Origin of the sequence: Halobacterium sp. KA-4 (assembly GCF_021028995.1) — an archaeon.
Taxonomy (GTDB): domain Archaea; phylum Halobacteriota; class Halobacteria; order Halobacteriales; family Halobacteriaceae; genus Halobacterium.
Genome location: NZ_JAJJZG010000002.1, coordinates 42,737 through 59,880, shown reverse-complemented (window position 1 = coordinate 59,880; position 17,144 = coordinate 42,737). Strand labels below are relative to the sequence as shown.

20 protein-coding genes are annotated in these 17,144 nt (G+C 68.0%); 13 read left to right on the top strand and 7 right to left on the bottom strand.

All coding sequences use genetic code 11. From position 1 onward, the window contains the following. From truA to LPA44_RS02475, 5 genes are all read left to right on the top strand, one after another. Positions 1–795 carry a tRNA pseudouridine(38-40) synthase TruA gene (truA, locus tag LPA44_RS02495; RefSeq protein WP_230888015.1) on the top strand — a complete coding sequence of 265 codons (795 nt, stop codon included), beginning with the start codon at positions 1–3 and terminating at the stop codon, positions 793–795. Between the two features lie 78 nt (positions 796–873). Next, positions 874–2,664, top strand: a complete 1,791-nt coding sequence (gene pepF, locus LPA44_RS02490; RefSeq protein ID WP_230888014.1) for an oligoendopeptidase F — start codon at positions 874–876, stop codon at positions 2,662–2,664. 110 nt (positions 2,665–2,774) lie between these two features. Then, entirely contained in the window at positions 2,775–4,007 is a 1,233-nt protein-coding gene (gene pan2 / locus LPA44_RS02485; protein ID WP_230888013.1) for a proteasome-activating nucleotidase Pan2, read from the top strand. A 58-nt stretch (positions 4,008–4,065) separates the two neighbouring features. Continuing rightward, positions 4,066–4,539 (top strand): pyruvoyl-dependent arginine decarboxylase, encoded by a 474-nt coding sequence (locus LPA44_RS02480; RefSeq protein WP_230888012.1) that lies wholly within the window; start codon positions 4,066–4,068, stop codon positions 4,537–4,539. A gap of 68 nt (positions 4,540–4,607) precedes the next feature. After that, positions 4,608–4,979, top strand: a complete 372-nt coding sequence (locus LPA44_RS02475) for a DUF5811 family protein (RefSeq protein WP_230888011.1) — start codon at positions 4,608–4,610, stop codon at positions 4,977–4,979. Here the strand turns inward: LPA44_RS02475 and LPA44_RS02470 are convergent. Together LPA44_RS02470 and infB are read right to left on the bottom strand one after the other, a co-directional pair. Further along, positions 4,976–5,179, bottom strand: a complete 204-nt coding sequence (locus LPA44_RS02470) for a hypothetical protein (protein ID WP_230888010.1) — start codon at positions 5,177–5,179, stop codon at positions 4,976–4,978. The genes LPA44_RS02475 and LPA44_RS02470 overlap by 4 nt on opposite strands. A 77-nt stretch (positions 5,180–5,256) precedes the next feature. After that, positions 5,257–7,059: a translation initiation factor IF-2 gene (gene infB, locus LPA44_RS02465; RefSeq protein WP_230888009.1), complete on the bottom strand. Its 1,803-nt coding sequence runs from the start codon at positions 7,057–7,059 to the stop codon at positions 5,257–5,259. 144 nt (positions 7,060–7,203) lie between these two features. On the opposite strand from infB, the gene LPA44_RS02460 reads away from it, so the two are divergent. Together LPA44_RS02460 and LPA44_RS02455 are read left to right on the top strand one after the other, a co-directional pair. Further along, on the top strand, positions 7,204–7,446 hold the full coding sequence (locus LPA44_RS02460; RefSeq protein ID WP_059057654.1) for a PRC-barrel domain-containing protein: 243 nt from the start codon (positions 7,204–7,206) through the stop codon (positions 7,444–7,446). Further along, the gene (locus tag LPA44_RS02455; protein ID WP_230888008.1) at positions 7,446–7,904 is read left to right on the top strand and encodes an NOB1 family endonuclease; all 459 of its coding nucleotides are present in this window, start codon (positions 7,446–7,448) and stop codon (positions 7,902–7,904) included. The genes LPA44_RS02460 and LPA44_RS02455 overlap by 1 nt, the downstream gene beginning before the upstream one ends. On the opposite strand, the gene LPA44_RS02450 is transcribed toward LPA44_RS02455, so the two are convergent. The 3 genes from LPA44_RS02450 to LPA44_RS02440 form a co-directional block, all read right to left on the bottom strand. Further along, positions 7,901–8,035 (bottom strand): ribbon-helix-helix protein, CopG family, encoded by a 135-nt coding sequence (locus LPA44_RS02450; protein WP_230888007.1) that lies wholly within the window; start codon positions 8,033–8,035, stop codon positions 7,901–7,903. The two genes, LPA44_RS02455 and LPA44_RS02450, sit on opposite strands and share 4 nt — an antisense overlap. A gap of 62 nt (positions 8,036–8,097) precedes the next feature. Beyond that, on the bottom strand, positions 8,098–9,129 hold the full coding sequence (locus tag LPA44_RS18195; RefSeq protein ID WP_230888006.1) for a CPBP family intramembrane glutamic endopeptidase: 1,032 nt from the start codon (positions 9,127–9,129) through the stop codon (positions 8,098–8,100). 42 nt (positions 9,130–9,171) lie between these two features. Then, a complete protein-coding gene (locus LPA44_RS02440; protein ID WP_230888005.1) occupies positions 9,172–10,449 on the bottom strand; it encodes a glucose-6-phosphate isomerase in 1,278 nt (425 codons plus the stop codon). A gap of 308 nt (positions 10,450–10,757) precedes the next feature. On the opposite strand from LPA44_RS02440, the gene LPA44_RS02435 reads away from it, so the two are divergent. Further along, positions 10,758–11,324: a hypothetical protein gene (locus tag LPA44_RS02435; protein WP_230888004.1), complete on the top strand. Its 567-nt coding sequence runs from the start codon at positions 10,758–10,760 to the stop codon at positions 11,322–11,324. 8 nt (positions 11,325–11,332) lie between these two features. Further along, on the top strand, positions 11,333–11,800 hold the full coding sequence (locus tag LPA44_RS02430; protein ID WP_230888003.1) for a DUF5812 family protein: 468 nt from the start codon (positions 11,333–11,335) through the stop codon (positions 11,798–11,800). Here the strand turns inward: LPA44_RS02430 and LPA44_RS02425 are convergent. Continuing rightward, positions 11,797–12,102, bottom strand: a complete 306-nt coding sequence (locus tag LPA44_RS02425) for a hypothetical protein (RefSeq protein WP_230888002.1) — start codon at positions 12,100–12,102, stop codon at positions 11,797–11,799. The two genes, LPA44_RS02430 and LPA44_RS02425, sit on opposite strands and share 4 nt — an antisense overlap. A gap of 99 nt (positions 12,103–12,201) precedes the next feature. Between LPA44_RS02425 and LPA44_RS02420 the strand changes: the two genes are divergently transcribed. From LPA44_RS02420 to LPA44_RS02405, 4 genes are all read left to right on the top strand, one after another. Next, the gene (locus LPA44_RS02420; protein ID WP_230888001.1) at positions 12,202–12,804 is read left to right on the top strand and encodes a metal-dependent hydrolase; all 603 of its coding nucleotides are present in this window, start codon (positions 12,202–12,204) and stop codon (positions 12,802–12,804) included. A 54-nt stretch (positions 12,805–12,858) separates the two neighbouring features. Continuing rightward, on the top strand, positions 12,859–13,719 hold the full coding sequence (gene secF, locus LPA44_RS02415; protein ID WP_230888000.1) for a protein translocase subunit SecF: 861 nt from the start codon (positions 12,859–12,861) through the stop codon (positions 13,717–13,719). Then, positions 13,716–15,254 (top strand): preprotein translocase subunit SecD, encoded by a 1,539-nt coding sequence (locus tag LPA44_RS02410; protein WP_230887999.1) that lies wholly within the window; start codon positions 13,716–13,718, stop codon positions 15,252–15,254. Before secF ends, LPA44_RS02410 begins: the two co-directional genes overlap by 4 nt. 67 nt (positions 15,255–15,321) lie before the next feature. Beyond that, complete coding sequence (locus tag LPA44_RS02405) at positions 15,322–16,374, top strand: sensor histidine kinase (RefSeq protein ID WP_230887998.1); 1,053 nt, start codon at positions 15,322–15,324, stop codon at positions 16,372–16,374. Here LPA44_RS02405 and nucS read toward each other — a convergent pair. Next, positions 16,371–17,123 (bottom strand): endonuclease NucS, encoded by a 753-nt coding sequence (gene nucS, locus LPA44_RS02400; RefSeq protein WP_230887997.1) that lies wholly within the window; start codon positions 17,121–17,123, stop codon positions 16,371–16,373. The genes LPA44_RS02405 and nucS overlap by 4 nt on opposite strands. Between the last annotated feature and the right edge of the window lie 21 nt (positions 17,124–17,144).

Genomic DNA, 17,144 nt, shown 5'->3' with positions numbered 1-17,144 from the left:
ATGCCCCGTCGCGCGTTCCGCGTCGCCTACGACGGCCGCCCCTACTACGGGTTCCAGCGTCAGCCCGACGTCACGACCGTTGAGGGCGAACTGTTCGGCGCGCTCCGACGTCTGGACGTCTTCGAGGGCGCGAAACCACCGGCGTACGCGGCTGCCGGCCGCACGGACGCCGGCGTGTCGGCGCGCGCGCAGACCATCGCCTTCGACGCGCCCACGTGGCTGACGCCGTCCGGGCTGAACAGCGAACTCTCCGGGCCGCTCCGCGCGTGGGCGACTGCTAATGTGCCCCCGGACTTCCACGCGACCCACGACGCGAACTGGCGCGAATATCGGTACTTCTGGCTCGCTGGAGATGCTGACGACCAGCGCGCGCGCCGCGCACTCGACCGGCTGCTCGGCGAGCACGACTTCCACAACCTCACGACCGACGACGCGAACACCGTCCGCGAGTTTTCGGGTAGCATCGAGCGTGAAGGCGACTTTTTGGTGGTGACGCTGCGCGCGAGCGGATTTTGTCGTGAGCTCGTGCGTCGCGTCGTCGCGCTCGTGCAGGCAGTCACGGGCGGCGACGACTTCGACCGCATCGACCGGCTGCTCGCCGCCGAGCCAATCGAGGGGCCGGAGGGCGTGCCGCCCGCGCCGGCGGGACCGCTCGTGCTCCACGACGTCGACTACGACGTCGATTTCGCTGCGGAGCCGCCCGCTGCGGCCGCGACGCGGGCGATGTTCGCGGACCTACGCGAGGAACGCCGTGCGAGAGCACGCGTCGCCGGGCACGTCGCGGACTCGTTGTGAGTTAATTTCGCGGTCGAGCGCCGGCAATCGCCCCGTCGTTCATCAACGTTTAACCGGCCTGCACCGAACGAACACGCCATGAGCAGCGTTCCCGAACGCAGCGAGCTATCCGAGAAACACACGTGGGACTTGGAGAGCATCTACGCGACCGACGACGACTGGGAAGCAGCCTACGAGGACGTCGCGTCGCGGCTCGACGACCTCGAAGCCTACGAGGGACGGCTCACCGAGTCCGGCGAGACCCTCCTTGAAGCCCTCCAGCTCCGCGACGAAATCCACCGCGAAGCCGAGAAGGTGTCGGCGTACGCCCGCATGCGCTCCGACGAGGACACTCGCGACCAGCACTACCAGGCGCTCCGGGCGCGGGCGTCCAGCCTGATGGCGGACGTCTCCAGTGCGAGTTCGTTCTTCGGCCCGGAGCTCCAGGACTGCACGCGCGAGCAGCTCCAGGAACTCGTCGAAGAAGAGCCCGAATTGGCCACCTACGAGCACTACTTCGACGACGTCCTCCGCATGAAGCCGCACACGCGCTCCGCGGAGGTCGAGGAACTGCTCAGCGACCTCGGCGAGGTGCTCGGCGCGCCGAGTGACGCGTACAACATGCTGACGGACGCGGACCTCGAATTCCCGACCGTCGAGGACCCCGAGGGCGAGGCCGTCGAAATCTCGCAGGCGAACTTCACGAAGCTCCTGAAGAACCCCGACCGGGAGTTCCGCCAGACCGTCCACGAGTCCTTCTTCGAGACCATCGGCGACGTCCGAAACACCATCGGTGCGACGATGAAGAACCAGGTGAAGAAGGACGTCAAGCTTGCCGAGGCGCGCAACTACGACACCGCCCGCGAGGCCGCCCTCGACGGCGCGAACATCCCCACGGAGGTGTACGACAACCTCGTGGAGACCGTCGACGACAACCTCGACAAGCTCCACCGCCACGTCGACCTCAAGCGCGAGGCGCTCGACGTCGACGAGGTCCAGATGTGGGACCTCTACATGCCCATCGTGGACTCCGAGAGCCCCGAAGTCCCCTACGAGGAGGCCAAAAAACACGTCGTGGAGGCGGTCGCGCCGCTCGGCGAGGACTACCAGAACCGGGTCGCCGACGGGTTGGAGTCCCGCTGGGTGGACGTCTACGAGAACCGCGGGAAGCGCTCGGGCGCGTACTCCGGGGGGACCTACGACACGCAGCCGTTCATCCTGATGAACTACCAGGACGATATCTCCTCGATGTTCACGCTCGCCCACGAGCTCGGGCACAGCCTCCACAGCCAGTACACCAGCGAACAGCAGCCCTACGTCTACTCGGACTACGAAATCTTCGTGGCGGAGGTCGCCTCCACGGTCAACGAGGCGCTGCTCGTCAACCACCTGCTGGACACCGTCGAGGACGACCACTTCCGCAAGCACATCCTCAACGAGTACCTCGAGCGGTTCCGCTCGACGCTGTACCGGCAGACGCTGTTCGCGGACGTCGAACACCGCCTGCACTCGCTGGCCGAGGAGGGCGAGGCGCTGACGCCGGACCGCGTCGACGAGGTGTACGGCGAGCGCAAGGAGGCCTACTACGCGAACGCCGCCGTCGACGACCACATCCGCCGCGAGTGGATGCGCATCCCGCACTTCTACTACAACTTCTACGTCTTCCAGTACTCCACGGGTATCTCGGCGGCCGTCGCGCTCGTTCAGGACATCCTCGACGAGGGCCAGCCTGCTGCCGACCGCTACCTGGACTTCCTGCAGCGGGGCTCCAGCGAGTACCCGCTGGAACTGCTGCGCGCTGCGGGCGTGGACATGTCCACGAGCGAGCCAATCGAGCGCGCGCTCGACGTCTACGACGAACGTCTCGAACAGGCCGAGGAACTCGTCTGAGGGCGCCACGGACGGTCAGTTCTTTCCGACCGTGTCAGACGCCCGAACGCCGGTAGGCGTTCCGCCTACCCAAAGGAACTTCTACGCGCGGCCCCTACAACCGACAACGAATGTCGCGTAGTCCTTCACTACCTGACCGGCCGACGCTCGACGTCGACCCCGAGTCGTCGCCGGACGAACACCTCGACGCGCTCCAAGACCACTACGGAGAGATTCTCGACGTCCACGAGCAGCTGCAGTCCCAACTGGAGGACGTCGAGTCGCGTCGCGAAGAGCTCCGCGAGGAGGTCGACCGCCTCCAGCGGGAGAACGAGACGCTCAAGACCGCGTCGCTGTACCTCGCAACCGTCGAGGACCTGCCCGAGGACGACAGCGCCGTCATCAAGCAGCACGGCAACAACCAGGAAGTCCTCACCGAACTGTCCCCGCGGCTCGCCGACGAACTCGAAGTGGGCGACCGCGTCGCCATCAACGACTCGTTCAGCGTGCAGCGCGTCCTCGACGACGAGACGGATGCCCGCGCGCAGGCGATGGAAGTCGACGAGTCTCCGACTGTCGAGTACGACGACATCGGCGGCCTCGACGAGCAGCTCCGGGAGGTCCGGGAGGCCGTCGAGGACCCGCTCGTCAACCCCGAGAAGTTCGAGAAGGTCGGCGTCGAGCCGCCGAGCGGCGTGCTCCTGCACGGGCCGCCGGGCACCGGGAAGACGATGCTCGCGAAGGCCGTCGCGAACCAGACGGACGCGACGTTCATCAAGATGGCCGGTAGCGAACTCGTCCGGAAATTCATCGGTGAGGGCTCGCGGCTCGTCCGCGACCTCTTCGAACTCGCCGACCAGAAGGAGCCCGCCATCATCTTCATCGACGAGATCGACGCCGTCGCCGCCAAGCGCACGGACTCGAAGACCAGCGGTGACGCCGAGGTCCAGCGGACTATGATGCAGCTACTCTCGGAGATGGACGGCTTCGACGAACGCGGCGACGTCCGCATCATCGCCGCTACCAACCGCTTCGACATGCTCGACTCCGCGATTCTCCGCCCCGGCCGCTTCGACCGCCTCATCGAGGTGCCGAACCCGACCGAGGAAGCCCGCGAGCGCATCCTCGAAATCCACGCGGGCGACATGAACGTCGCCGACGACGTGGCGTTCGCAGACCTCGCGCGGGAGACCGAGGGCTTCTCCGGCGCACAGCTCGCGAGCCTCGCCACGGAAGCGGGGATGTTCGCGATTCGGGACGACCGCGACGAGGTCCGCCGCGAGGACTTCGACGCGGCCTACGAGAAACTCGTCGCCGAGGGCGAGGACGAAGCCGGCCCGAGCTACCCGAGCTACATTCGGTAGTACTTCTCTGCCGTTCCGGATTGGAACGCTCTTGTATCGCGCGCTCTGACGCATTCGTATGACTATTAGCGTCGTCTGGGGGACGGGTACCGCGCCCACGGAGATGGCGGCTTACGACGCCGCGCTCGCGGACGCGGGCGTCCACAACTACAACCTCGTCACGGTGTCGTCGGTGATTCCCGCGGACGCCGACGTCGAGGCTGTGGGGACTGCGCCGGACCTCGGCCCCGCCGGGAACCGCTTGACGGTCGTGGAAGCACACGCCAACGCCGCGGGGCCGCGCCACGTCAGCGCCGCGCTCGCGTGGGCGAAAAGCGACGAGGGCCCGGGCTTGTTCTACGAGGTCGCGGGCGAGACGGACGCCGCGGCCGTCGAGGCGCGCGTGCGCACCGGCATCGAGGCGGGCATGGACCTCCGTGACTGGTCGTTCGACGACGCGACGGTGCGCGCGACCAGCACCGAAGCCGACGCCGGCGAGTACGCGGCGGCGGTCGTAGTCGCGGCGTACGGTGACAGCGAACCAATTCTTTGAGCGGCCGGACTGTGTGAATACCACCCAAACTAAAAGGCCTTTACGTGGGGGTGCCCTACTAACAGCGAATGCACGGGAACACGCCGTACAGTGGTGCCGAGCCGTCGGAACCCGAACCCGACCTCACGGGGACGCAGCGGCGCGCGCTCCAGGACAGCATTTCCCAGATTACCGCTCGCACGCGGGACTTCCTGCCCGACGAGTACGTCGTCGGCTCCGAGATTAGCTCGGGTTCGAACGGCATCCAGGTCACCGTCGCCGTCCGACCGCCCGCCGGCAACCCCGTCAGCGCCGGGTTCACTCCGGAGTTCGACGGTGTCGCCGACGACGACTTGATTCCGGACGACGACCGCGAGGAGGTCGCGCGCGGCCTCGCCGCCAGCGCAGCCCTCCAGGTGAAGCACGCGCTCGGCGACGACGTTCCGCAGACCGCACGCTAGTTCTCCGGCGGGACGAAAAATAACGCGTACGCCGTCATCGGCACCGCACCAGCCGCGCCGAACGCCGCGCGCTCGACGTGCGACGCCGAGACGGCTGCCCCGAAGACGAACGCGACGGCGAACGCCAGCGGTATCCCAGCGAGCACGACGTCGTACCGGGACCACGAACGGACCAACGGCTGGTCGGAGTCAGTTGCCACAGTCTACGAGGACTGCTGGCCGAGGTGTTTGTATTGTGGCTACCCGCTAACCTATCACGCACCGAATAGTCGTAGCGCTACTTCCCCCAGAAGGGGTCGCGTTTCCGCTGGATTTCGAGGTACGCCTTCAGCGCTTCGCGCTCGTCGGCGGGGATTTCGTCGGAGAGTTCCTGTTCGAGCACTTTCGCGTGTTTCTCGGGGAGGTCGACCCAGAGTTCGTCGCCCTCCTCGATGTCGCGGCCGACCGTGGGGCCGTCGATGGAGACGCTGACGCGGTTGCCCGCGCGCGCCTCGTCGACGTCCTCGCCCTGGTCCTGGATGCCCTTCACGACGCCGACGCGATGGAGTTCGTTGCCCTCCATGTAGCCGACGGGCGTGTTCCGCTTGAGCGTCCCCGAGACCACTTCGACGCCGACGACCGCGGGGTCGTTCTGCCGGAACACGTGGTCCTGGAGGATGCGGAAGCGCGCGGGCCGGACGATGTTCTCGAAGATGGCTTCCTGCTGGGCGCGCTCGCGCTCCTCGACGAACTCCTCGTAGTTCTCGACGAGCTGGTAGATGACGTCGCTGTCGAAGATGCGGACGTCCTCGTTCTCGGCCTTCTGCTCGGCGTCGCTGAGCACGTCCACGTTGAACCCGAGGATGGTGCGGTGTTTGTCGTCGTCGGCGGTGGTCGCCATCGCGATGTCGCGGGGCGCGATGTCGCCGACTTCCGCGGCCATCACGGGAATCTCGGCTTCCTCCATGGCGTTCGCGAGCGCTTCGAGGCTGCCGAGCGTGTCAGCTTTCACGACGACGCCCTCCTCGGCGGTCTCGACGGCGACCTCCGCGAGTTCCGCTTCGACTTCCTCGACGACGTCCTCGACGTCGCGGTTGCCGACCACGCGGACCGGCGCGCCCGCCATCGCTTCGTCGAGGTCCGGTGCGGCAATCTTCAGGCCGGCCGCCGCCTGCATTGACTCCACGTCGTCGAAGCGCTTCTCCGTGCGAATCTCCGCGAGTTCGCGCGGCTTCAGGAGCGCGCGCACCTCGGTGACGATGGTGTCGTTGGTGCCGCCGACGACGATTTGGTCGCCCTGCCGGATTGTGCCGTCGTAGAGAATCACGTCTAGCGTCGTCCCGAACCCGCGCTCGTCCTTGACTTCGAGGACGGTACCCGCACCCGGGCCGTCGATGTTCACCTCCATCTCGGCCTTCATGTACCGCTGTGCGAGCCCCATCAGCACGGTGAGAAGGTCCGGGACGCCCTCGCCGGTCTCCGCGGAGACCGGGATGACGCCGATGTTCGACTGGAAGTCCTGGACGCGCCAGTAGAGGTCCGAGGAGAACCCCGCGCCCGAGAGTTCGCCGATGAGCTCGTACAGCGCTTCGTCGAGTTGGCTTCGCACGCGGTCGGACTGGTTCTCGTAGGTCTGCTGGACGGGGGCGTCCTCCGTGGGGTTCCAGCCCGGGATGGTGTCGATTTTGTTCGCGGCGACGACGAACGGCGTCCCCGTGTCCTTGAGGATGCGGATGGCTTCCTCCGTCTGGGGCTGGAAGCCGTCGTTGACGTCCACCACGAGGATGGCGATGTCCGCGAGCGCGCCGCCCCGCGAGCGCAGCGTCGAGAACGAGTGGTGGCCGGGCGTGTCGATGAACAGCAGCCCGGGGAGGTCGAACTCCGTGGGGTCCACGAGGCTACCGGCGACCTCGCTGACGACGTCCAGCGGTACGGCGGTCGCGCCGATGTGCTGGGTGATGGCGCCGGCTTCGCCCTCGATGACGGCGGAGCCGCGGATTTTGTCGAGCAAGCTAGTCTTCCCGTGGTCGACGTGGCCGAGGACCGCGACGATGGGCGTCCGCAGCTCCCCGTGGTCTTCGGTGGTGTCTGCGTCGGACATAGTAGAATCCTCCGAGAGAACGGTTGTTGACCGAACAGAGCGGGCGGCGGCGTATAATTCCATCGTCACGAGCCGCCGGCCTCGTGCGTCGCGCGTCCGACGACCCCGCGGGGTTTATATGAATCCCAGCCGAGACTCCCGGGTATGGCCGACATCCTCGCCGAGAACCTCTCCGGGAAAGCCGTGATGGGGTCGGACGGTACGGAACTGGGTATGCTGTACAACATCACGATGGACCTCAAGAGCGGGAAACTAGAGGACCTCCTCGTGGAGCCGCTCGAAGATTCGAACGTGACCGTCAACTTCCCGACCGACGGCGAGGGCCACTACCGGGTCCCCGTCGGGCGCGTGCAGGCGGTCAAAGACTACATCGTCGTCCAGCGATAGTGAAGGTCTTAGACGCCTCCGCGTTCATCCACGACTATAAGCCCGATGGTGAGACGGCGTCGATTCCCGCCGTCCGGGACGAACTGGAGGACGCTGCGGCGTACCGCTACGACGCGATGGCGGGCGGCGGCATGCAGGTACAGGTACCGGACGACGCCGCACTCGCGGCGGCCCGCGAAGCCGCACGCGCGACCGGCGACCTCGACGTGCTCTCCGAGACGGACCTGCGGCTGCTCGCGGCGGCGTACGAACTCGACGGCACGGTCGTCACCGACGACTACGCGGTGCAGAACGCCGCCGACGAATTGGGCGTCGGCGTCGACGTCATCGAGCAGGTGGGCATCAGCGAGCGCCGGAACTGGAACTTCCAGTGTCAGGGCTGTGGCCGCGAGTTCGACGAGTCGAAGGAGCGCTGCCCGGTCTGTGGTAGCGACCTCGCGCGCAAGCGCCCCCGTTAGTCGACCTCTTCGAGCCCGTTCTCGATGAGTTGGCGCAGCACTTCCTGCTCGGAGAGCCCGTACTCCCGCGCCAACTCCTCGACGTCCGCAGCGAGAGAGTCCCCACAGACGACGGAGTACTTCCGGGGCATATCGTTTGGTTTGGTAGCACGGCCCGTAATACTTAGTCAGCCCCGCGTCAGACGACGCTGCCCTATCCCGCGAACGCGACGTACGCCATCGCGAACTGGACGGCGTCGTACGTGCCGTGGACGACGACCGGCGCGAACAGGTCGTCCGTGCGCTCGTACGTCGCGCCGAGCACCAGCGAGACCACGAACAGTCGACCGAGCGTCACCAGCACCGCGCCGGGCGTCGCGCCAGCGTACGCGAGGATGTGCGCGCCGGTGAACACGAGACAGCCGACGACGACCGCGCCGCGCCGCGAGAACGCGCCGTAGAGGTACTTCTGGACGCCGTTGCGCGCGAGCAGTTCCTCGCCGGGGCCGACCGCGAGATAGGAGAGGACGACCAGCGGCGGCAGAATCTCGGGGTGGTCGCGCGCGGTCTCGACGAGCGTGTGGGTGGTCTGCGGGAGGTCGAAGAAGACCACGAGCCCGACGAGCGCGTAGTGGACCGCGAAGATGGCGACTACGCCGACGGCCGCGACTTTCAGGTCGCTGCGCGACGGCCGGCTGACGTCGATGCTCCCGTCGTACCACGCCACGAACGCGACGCCCGCGAGTCCGTACCCGACGCTCGCGACGGCGACGTTGACGGGTAGCCTGACCAAGGGGCCGTCGGGGACGAGTCCGATAGCGACGCTCGCGAGCAGCGACCCGAACACGAGCGCGGCCAGCGAGACGACCGCACCGACGACGAGGTGTTTCTCGCGAGCGCGGACCGCGTCGGCGTCCAGCCCCGCGTTCGCCGCGACTGCCGCGCCGACCGTTCCGAGTCCAGCGAGCAGCGCGAGCGGCGGGCCACGCGGCAATCCACCCGTCGCGGCGTTGACGCCGAACGCTGCGGCGACCACGAGTCCCCCGCCCGCGAGGCCGGCGACGAGGTCGAGCCGCGGGACGTCGACGCCGTGCCGGCGCGCGCCGAACGCGGCGGCGGCGAGCAGCGCGAACCCGGTGGCGGCGCGCGCGGCGAGCGTGGCGTCGGCCGGCCAGCCGAGGAACGTGGCAGCGAGCCCGCCGCCCGCGACGACGAAGCCAACGGTCTGTGCGTACCGGTCGTTCACGCTGCCGAATCCGGCCTGCTCGGACAAAGGCGTGCCGTTGTCCTACTCGACGACGAGTTCGGTCTTCTCCGGGAGCCCGCGCTCGCCGCTGAGCAGGCCGCGAGCGGCGTCTTTCCCCCACTCGACGGCGGGCTGGGTGAACGTCTCCACTTCGTACAGTTCGCCCGCGAGGATGCAGGCGGCTTCGACGTCGTAGAGCAGGCGACCCAGCGAGCGCTCGTCGATTCGCGGAATTTCGATGCGGACGTTCGGGACGCCCGATTCGGCGAGGCTCGCTTCCGTGGCCTCGAACTCCGCGTCCAGCAGTTCGCCGAGGCTGCCACCGGCGAGGTAGTCCAGCCCCTCCAGTTCGGTTTCCGGAATCTCGCGGTCGTCGCGCTCGCGTGCTCGGACGAGCGTCACGAGTTTGTCCCGGGGGCCAGCGCGGTAGAGCTGGAGCTGGCTGTGCTGGTCGGTCGCGCCGAGCGCTCGCGCCGGCGTCTGCCCGAGGCCGTCCTTCCCCAGACTCTCCGCCCACAACTGCGCGAACCACTCCGCGAACGTCTCCAGCGACTCGGCGTACGGCATCATCGCGTTGATACCCGCGCCACGGACGTCGAGCGCGTACGCTGTCGCGCCGTACGCGTACGCCGGGCAGTCGAACAGCGACCCAGTGAGCGCCGCGCGGCCCTCGCGCGCACCATCGAGAATCGCTTCGACGTCGTGGCCGGCGAGCGCGGCAGCCGGTAGCCCGACTGTCGAGAGCGCGGAGAATCGCCCGGGGACGCCCTCGGGCGCGTCGAGCGCGGGCAGGTCGTGCTCGTCGGCGAGGTCCCGGAGGTTCCCCTCGGAGCCGGTCGTGACGAACGTGCGCTCGGTCCAGTCGACGCCCGCGTCCGCCATCGCGTCGCGCACGACGAGGAAGTTCGAGAGCGTCTCCGCGGTCGTCCCCGACCGCGAGACGACGTGGACGACAGTCTGCGACAGGTCGATATCCTCCAGAAGTGCGGTGACGTGCTCGGGGTCGACGTTGTCGAGGAAGTACGCGTCCAGGTCGCCGTCAAGTGCGTCTACGAGCGTCGCCGCGCCGAGCGCGCTCCCGCCGATGCCGACGTTCAGCAGGAAGTCGCTGTCCGCGAACGGCTCGACCGCCTGTTCTATCGCGGCCGGGTCCGCGGTCTTCGGGAGGTTCAGCGCCGCGTACCCGAACTTGTCGCCGGTCATCCCCGCGACGATGCGCTCGTGTGCGTCCCTGACGCGGTCGTCCAGTCGTTCGAGTGCGTCCTCGGGGACGCCCGGCGTCGCCTCCACCGCGAGGGCGTTGCCCACGTCTACGTGCATGTGGGGTACCGGGACGGCGGCGTGCTTAAGCGCTGGCCTCTCGCTGCCCGACCACCCGGTAGCAGGCGGGGAACCGGAAGACGAGCGGAGCGAGTCTTCCGGGACTGAAAGGGGCGGCGCGCTCGCTATCCGAGACGACGTAAGCACTACAGCGAACAAAGTGAGCGAAGCGCGCAACGAGTCGCAGGCAGCGAGCGCGCCGGGGCTTTCTGGTTCTCGGACTACGTCCACGGTTCGATTTCCGAACTGTGTGCATCGACTACAGCGAGTCGCCGTACTTTTGCTCCGGTAGCGCCGAGTCTCGAGTAATGGGACGGTTCGACAGTTACTCCGGGCTGCTGACGGCGTACCCGTACGCGTTCCGGCAGTCCGACTCGCTCTTGTTCCGGAGTTACGTGGTCGTCAGCACCGTCGTCGCGGCGATGGTGGTCGCGCTCGCGGTGGGTGGGCTGCTCGTGCTCATCGGGAACACGACGGGCGCTGGCGGCGGGTCGCTGACGCTCTCGCGGACGTTCTACGTCGTCGTCGGCCTCTTCGTGTTCGTCCCCATCGTCGCGCCGGTGTTGTTCGTGGCGAACCGGCACCGCCGCGAGCGCCAGGTCGCTGACCGCTACGACGCCGCGCTCGGCGCTGCCGGCTACGTCTTCGTCGTCTCGGTCTACCTCGCGCTCGTGGCGTCGATGCCCGCGAAGTTCGGGACGGGCAGCGAGACGATTACGCGCCCGGAACCCTCGGGCGTCTTCGCGCCCGTCGTGGAACTCCTCTACGCGATTCCGTCCGTGGCGTCGCCGCTGCTCGTGCTGGCGGGCGCGCTCGTCGTCTACGGCGTCCACCGGCGCTTCGCGTCGAAACACGGAAACGGCGAGACGGCCTAGGCCCGTCGATGACAGACGAGAAGACCGCGACGTTCCTCGTCACCAGCGCGGAGGACGGCTCCGCGGTGCTCTCGGACGTGACGGACGCGCAGGTCCACACGCTCTCGGAGAACCCGGGGCTGGCGGAGGGCGACGTGCTGGAAGCGACGGTCGCGCCGGACCCGCCGATGAACGTGACGTACAGCGTCGTCGAGGTCGCCGAGCGCAAGCAGATTCCCGTCGAAGCCAGCGACGAGACGCCGACGCCCAAGTCCAAGGAAATCGCCGAAGGGCTGGACGCCGGTGACTTGGAGACCGTCGAGCGCGCGGGCATCGGCGAAGTCCACGTGCTCGGCGTGCCCGAGGACGGCATCGAGCAGACTGTCGAGGACGTACTCGCAGACGAACAGACGGTCGAACGCGCCGCTCGTATCGGTATCAACCGCGTCGAAGTCCGCTCCGGCGAGGACTTCGTCAGCGTCCGTTACCTCCCCTAGTTCTCCGGACTCGCTTCGCTCTGGACGTCCCAGCCGGCGTCGACGCCGGCGGCCTCGCGTTCGACGAACGCCAGTTCTGCGGTTTCGTCGAGGCTCGCGTCGCCGGCGACGTGTTCGACGCGGAGCGGGATGTCCGGGCTGGTGCCACAGCACCCGACGTCGACGAACACGTCCCACGTGTCCCCCTCCCGAGCGTGGTCGTTCGAGCGCTTGAGGTACGCCCGCATGTGGTCGGTCGTCAACTGGTCGCGCTCCCAGTCGCTGACGTCCGCCGGGTACGAGACGGTGACCGTGGTCGCCATATGTTTGTGTATGCGTAGCACTGCCTTACGCTCACCGCCGAATTCTGTTCTTCTGTAGGCGACATCTTCAAGCCTCCCGCCCGCCTAGAGAGCACATCTATGATGGCGACGACACACGCGCTCGTGGGGCTGGCGGTCGCCGCGCTCGTCTCACTCGTCGTGCCCGAGTTCGGGGTCGCTGTAGCCGCTGCCGGCCTCGCCGGCGGCGTCTTCCCCGACCTCGACCTCTACGCCGGCCACCGCCGCACGCTCCACTTCCCGGTCTACTACAGCGTCGCTGCGGCCGTCGCAGGCGTCGTCGCGCTCGTCTCGCCGACGGCGTGGACCGTCGCCGCGGCCGTCTTCCTCGCCGCCGCCGCGCTCCACGCCGCCAGCGACGCGCTCGGCGGCGGCCTCGAACTCGAACCGTGGAAGGGGACCAGCGAACGCGCCGTCTACAGCCACTTCCACGGCCGGTGGCTCCCGCCGCGCCGGCTCGTCCGCTACGACGGGTCCCCCGAGGACCTCGCCGTCGCGGCCGTCTTCGGCGTGCCCGCGTCGCTGGCGTTCGGCCCGAGCGTCCAGCAGGTCGTCGCCGGCGCGCTCGTCTTCTCGGCCGGCTACGTCGTCGTCCGCAAGCGCCTCCCCGCTATCGCGACGTGGCTGTTCGCGCAGGTGCCCGACGGCGTCCGCCGCCACGTCCCCGAGCGGTTCGCGCCGTAGTCCTGCTGGCTAGGTATAAGAAGCCTTAACCTCGCTCGCTCCCGACCGGCAGTCATGCCCAGTTTCGAGGTCCCTGAGGTCGACCTCAGTCAGTACTCCATGCGGCAGCTCGTCGCCCCGCCGCTGGCGCTGCTGGTAATCGCGCTCACAGTCGTGGGCGCGTCGTTCGCCCTCACGGGATGGCCGGCCGACCCCGGCATCGAGTTCACCGGCGGAACGGAGCTCGTGGTCGAATCGGACGCACCCCAATCGGAGATTACGGCTGCGTTCGAGCAGGACCACGAGTCCATCCGGTCAATCGGCACGAGCAGCTCCCAGTACCTCATCACGTTCCAGTCCGACGACACGCAAGCACTCTCCCAGCAGGCCAGGGACGCCGGCTTCGAGGTCGTCCAGTCACAGGGCATCGCGCCCTCGTTCGGTAGCTCCACCCAGCAGCTCGCGCTCCTCGGGCTCGCTATCGCCTTCCTCGGCATGAGCGCCGTCGTCTTCCTCCTCTTCCGCACGTTCGTTCCCTCCATCGCGATCGTGCTGTCGGCGTTCAGCGACATTATCGTCCCCATCGCGCTGATGAACGTCTTCGGCATCGAGCTCTCGCTGGGGACCGTCGCCGCGCTGTTGATGCTCATCGGTTACAGTGTCGACTCCGACATCCTCCTGAACAACCACGTCCTCCGGCGCTCCGGGGGGTTCTGGGAGAGCGTCCACCGCGCGATGCGCACCGGTGTCACGATGACCGTGACCTCCATCGTCACGATGATCGTGATGACCATCGTCTCCTACATCTTCGGCATCCAGCTGCTCACGGACATCGGGCTGGTGCTCGTCTTCGGGCTGACGACTGACCTCGTGAACACCTACATGATGAACGTCACACTGCTTCGCTGGTACAAATTCGAGGGGGTGGCGCGATGAGCTGGCTCCGCGAGAACTGGCGGGTCGCGTTCCTCGTCGTCCTGTTGCTCGGCTCGTCGGTCGCGCTGTTCGCGCCGGGCATCGGCGCGTCCGCCAGCGGGGACGAGGAGGCCGCGTCACGGCCGACGAACCTCCAGTACGGTCTCGAACTCTCCGGCGGCGTGCGGCTGCGCGCGACCGCGGTCGGCGTCACCGCGTCGGGCGTCGACGTCCCGACCAACGAGAGCGCACGCGAAGCCCTTGAAGCCGACGTGGCCAACGCGCTCTCGCTCGAACCCGGGAGCGTGACCGCGCGCGACCGGCGGGCCGCCGACAGCCCCGACGTCGTGGAAGTGTACGCGGCCAACACGACCGAGGAGGTCAAGGCCGCCCTCGACTCGCTGGGGTACGGCTATGACTCGGTCTCCAGCGGCGTCACGGCCGCGACGCGGAGCGAAATCGTCGACACCATCTCCACGAAAATCGACGCGACGGGCTTCTCCGGGGCCTCGGTCTACTCCACGCGGACGCAGGCCGGCGGGAACTACATCGTCGTCGAAGTCCCCGGACAGAACGCCTCCGAGGTGCGCTCGCTCATCCAGGGACGCGGTGAGGTCGAGATGTGGGCGTACTACCCACAGAACGGCAACCAGACGAACGCCACGGTGCTCTCGCACGCCCAACTCCAGCGCAGCGACGTCAGCACCGCGCAAGTCATCGACGGCCGGCCGTCGGTCCCCGTCTCGCTGACCCAAGACGCCGCCGAGGAGTTCGCAGCGGACATGCGCCAGTACGGCTTCACGTCCAGCCAGGGCACCAGTAACTGCCAGTTCCCGGACGGCGGCTACTGCCTGCTCACCGTCCTCGACGGCGAAGTCGTCTACGACGCCGGCGTCCGCGCGAACCTCGCCCAGAGCTTCGAGAACGGCGACTTCGTGCAGGACCCACGGTTCGTCATCACGGCCAACTCCATGGAGGAAGCCCGCGAACTGCGCGTGAACCTCCAGGCAGGCGCGCTCCCGACGCAACTCGAATTCCAGGACTCCTACTACGTCTCCCCGAGCTTCGCCGAGCGGTACAAGCCGCTGTCCTTGGTGACTGGCATCGCCGCCGCCATCGCGATGGCGCTGGTCGTGTTCGCCCGGTACGGCGACCCCCGGGTCGCGATACCGATGGTGTTCACGGCGCTGGCGGAAGTCGTCATCCTGCTCGGGTTCGCCGCCGTGAGCGGGCTGGCGCTCGACCTCTCGCACATCGCCGGGTTCATCGCCGTCATCGGGACCGGGGTCGACGACCTCGTCATCATCGCCGACGAGGTGATGACCAAGGAAATCGGCTCCCAGCGCGTGTTCAAGAGCCGATTCCGCAAGGCGCTGTGGGTCATCGGGGCCGCCGCGGTCACGACCATCATCGCGATGAGTCCGCTGGCGGTGCTCAGCCTCGGCGACCTCCGCGGGTTCGCCATCATCACCATCCTCGGCGTGCTCATCGGCGTGCTCGTCACGCGCCCGGCGTACGGGGACATCCTCCGCCGGCTCCTCACCGGCGAGCACTGACGCCGCCGTCTTTTTCGTCGGCCGCCGCGAGCACCACGCTTAACCTGCCTACGGACGCATACCGACTATGCACACAGATACGTGGCGCGCCGCCGCCAGCGCCACCATCAGCCTCACGGGGCTCGTCGTCGTCGCCGTGATGGCGCGACACGTCCTCGACACGCAGCCGCCGACTTCGGGCTGGCTGCTCGCCGGGTTCGGCGCGCTCGTCGGCCTCGCGCTCGTCGCCGCCGGCTACGTCGTCTATCGCGCGGGCTTCACGCTCCGGCAGACGCTCGGCATCGCCGGCTGGAACGCGCTCGGCGTCGTCGTCATCGGTGCCGCGCTCGCGTTGCTGTACGCCTACCAGTCCGCGGTCGCGTCGCTGCCCGCCGCGCCCATCTTCTCTGGCACGGTCGTCGTCGCCGTCAGCGCCGTCGCGCACGTCCTCATCGGCGTCAACGACGCGCGCCGCATCCGCGCCCGCGAACTCGCCCGCGAACGCGAGAAACTCGATGTGCTCTCGCGGCTCGTCCGCCACAACCTCCGCACGGAAGCCCAGCGGCTGTACAGTTACGCGACGCGCGTCCGAATGGCTGACGACGAGTCGAGCGACGACCTCGCCGACGACGTCCACGGCTCCGGCGAACGCCTTGCGGAACTCCACGAACACATCACGACCATCCGCGACCTCGTCGAGAACCCGCCTGAACCCCGTCCCTACGACGTGGGCAGCGCCGTCGCCGACGTCGTCACCGACCTCCGCGAGGACTACCCGGACGCGACCATCGAGGTGAACGCTGCCGACGCGACGGCCGTAGCCGGGGACTACCTCGCGGACGCGATTCGCGAACTCGTCGAGAACGCCATCCAGCACAACGACAGCGACGAGCCGTGGGTCGGCGTCGAAGTCACCGAGACGGACGGTCGCGTCGAAGTCGTCGTCCGCGACGACGGCCCCGAGATTCCCGATGTCGAGCGGGAGACCGTGACCGGCGAGCGCGAAATCACGCAGCTCAGCCACGGCAGCGGCGTCGGCCTCTGGCTCGTGCGCTGGATTCTCGACGCCTACGACGGCGACCTCTCGTTCGGCGACCGCGAGAACGGCAACGAGGTCGTGCTCTCGTTCCCCGCCGCCTAGAAGTCGGTGAGTTTGGCTTCGGTCGCGCCCTTCGCGTCCAGCCCGAACTCCGACAATTCCACGAACTCCATGTCGTTGTCGCGGAGCGCGCGCCGCACGCGCTCGGAGGCGGACGGCGCGACCAACATCCCGCGGACGTTCTCGTTCGATTCGGAGTACAGTTCGACGTAGCGCTTGAGCTGGTCGAAGTGGTTGAGCGTCGCCTGAATCCGCTTGACCTCGACGACTACGGGCGTGCCCTCACTGTCGACGGCGTAGAAGTCCACGAACCCGTACTTCGTCTCGCGCTCGTGTTCGACGATGCGCAGGCCGTCTTCGAGGCTCTCGGGGTTGTTCTGGATGTACTCGTGCATCTCCGCTTCCGTGCCGGACTCCTCGTAGGTCGCGCCGTCCTCGGCCTCGAAGCGCGTGACGCCATACGCTTCCAGGATGCGGGCTTCCACGCGCTCGCTGGGGTTGCTGCGGCGCGCGAGCAGGACGGCGTCGCCGTCGCTCTCCCGGGCTTCGACGGTGCCGCCGCCCGGCATCCAGTTGACGGGCTTGTGGCCGGTCGGCTGGTGGACGAGGAAGGTTCCGTCGGGCTTCGCGACGAGCAGCCGGTCGCCCTCGCCGAGATAGCCACTGGTGCGGCCCTCGTACTCGACCTCGCAGCGGGCCTGTACGGTCAACACCGCGCCGTCCCGGACCGCCGCCTTCGCCGCGTCGACGACCTCCCCGGGGGTGGGCGCGTCCAATCGCTGTACGACCATCGTCTCCACTCGGTTGCCGCG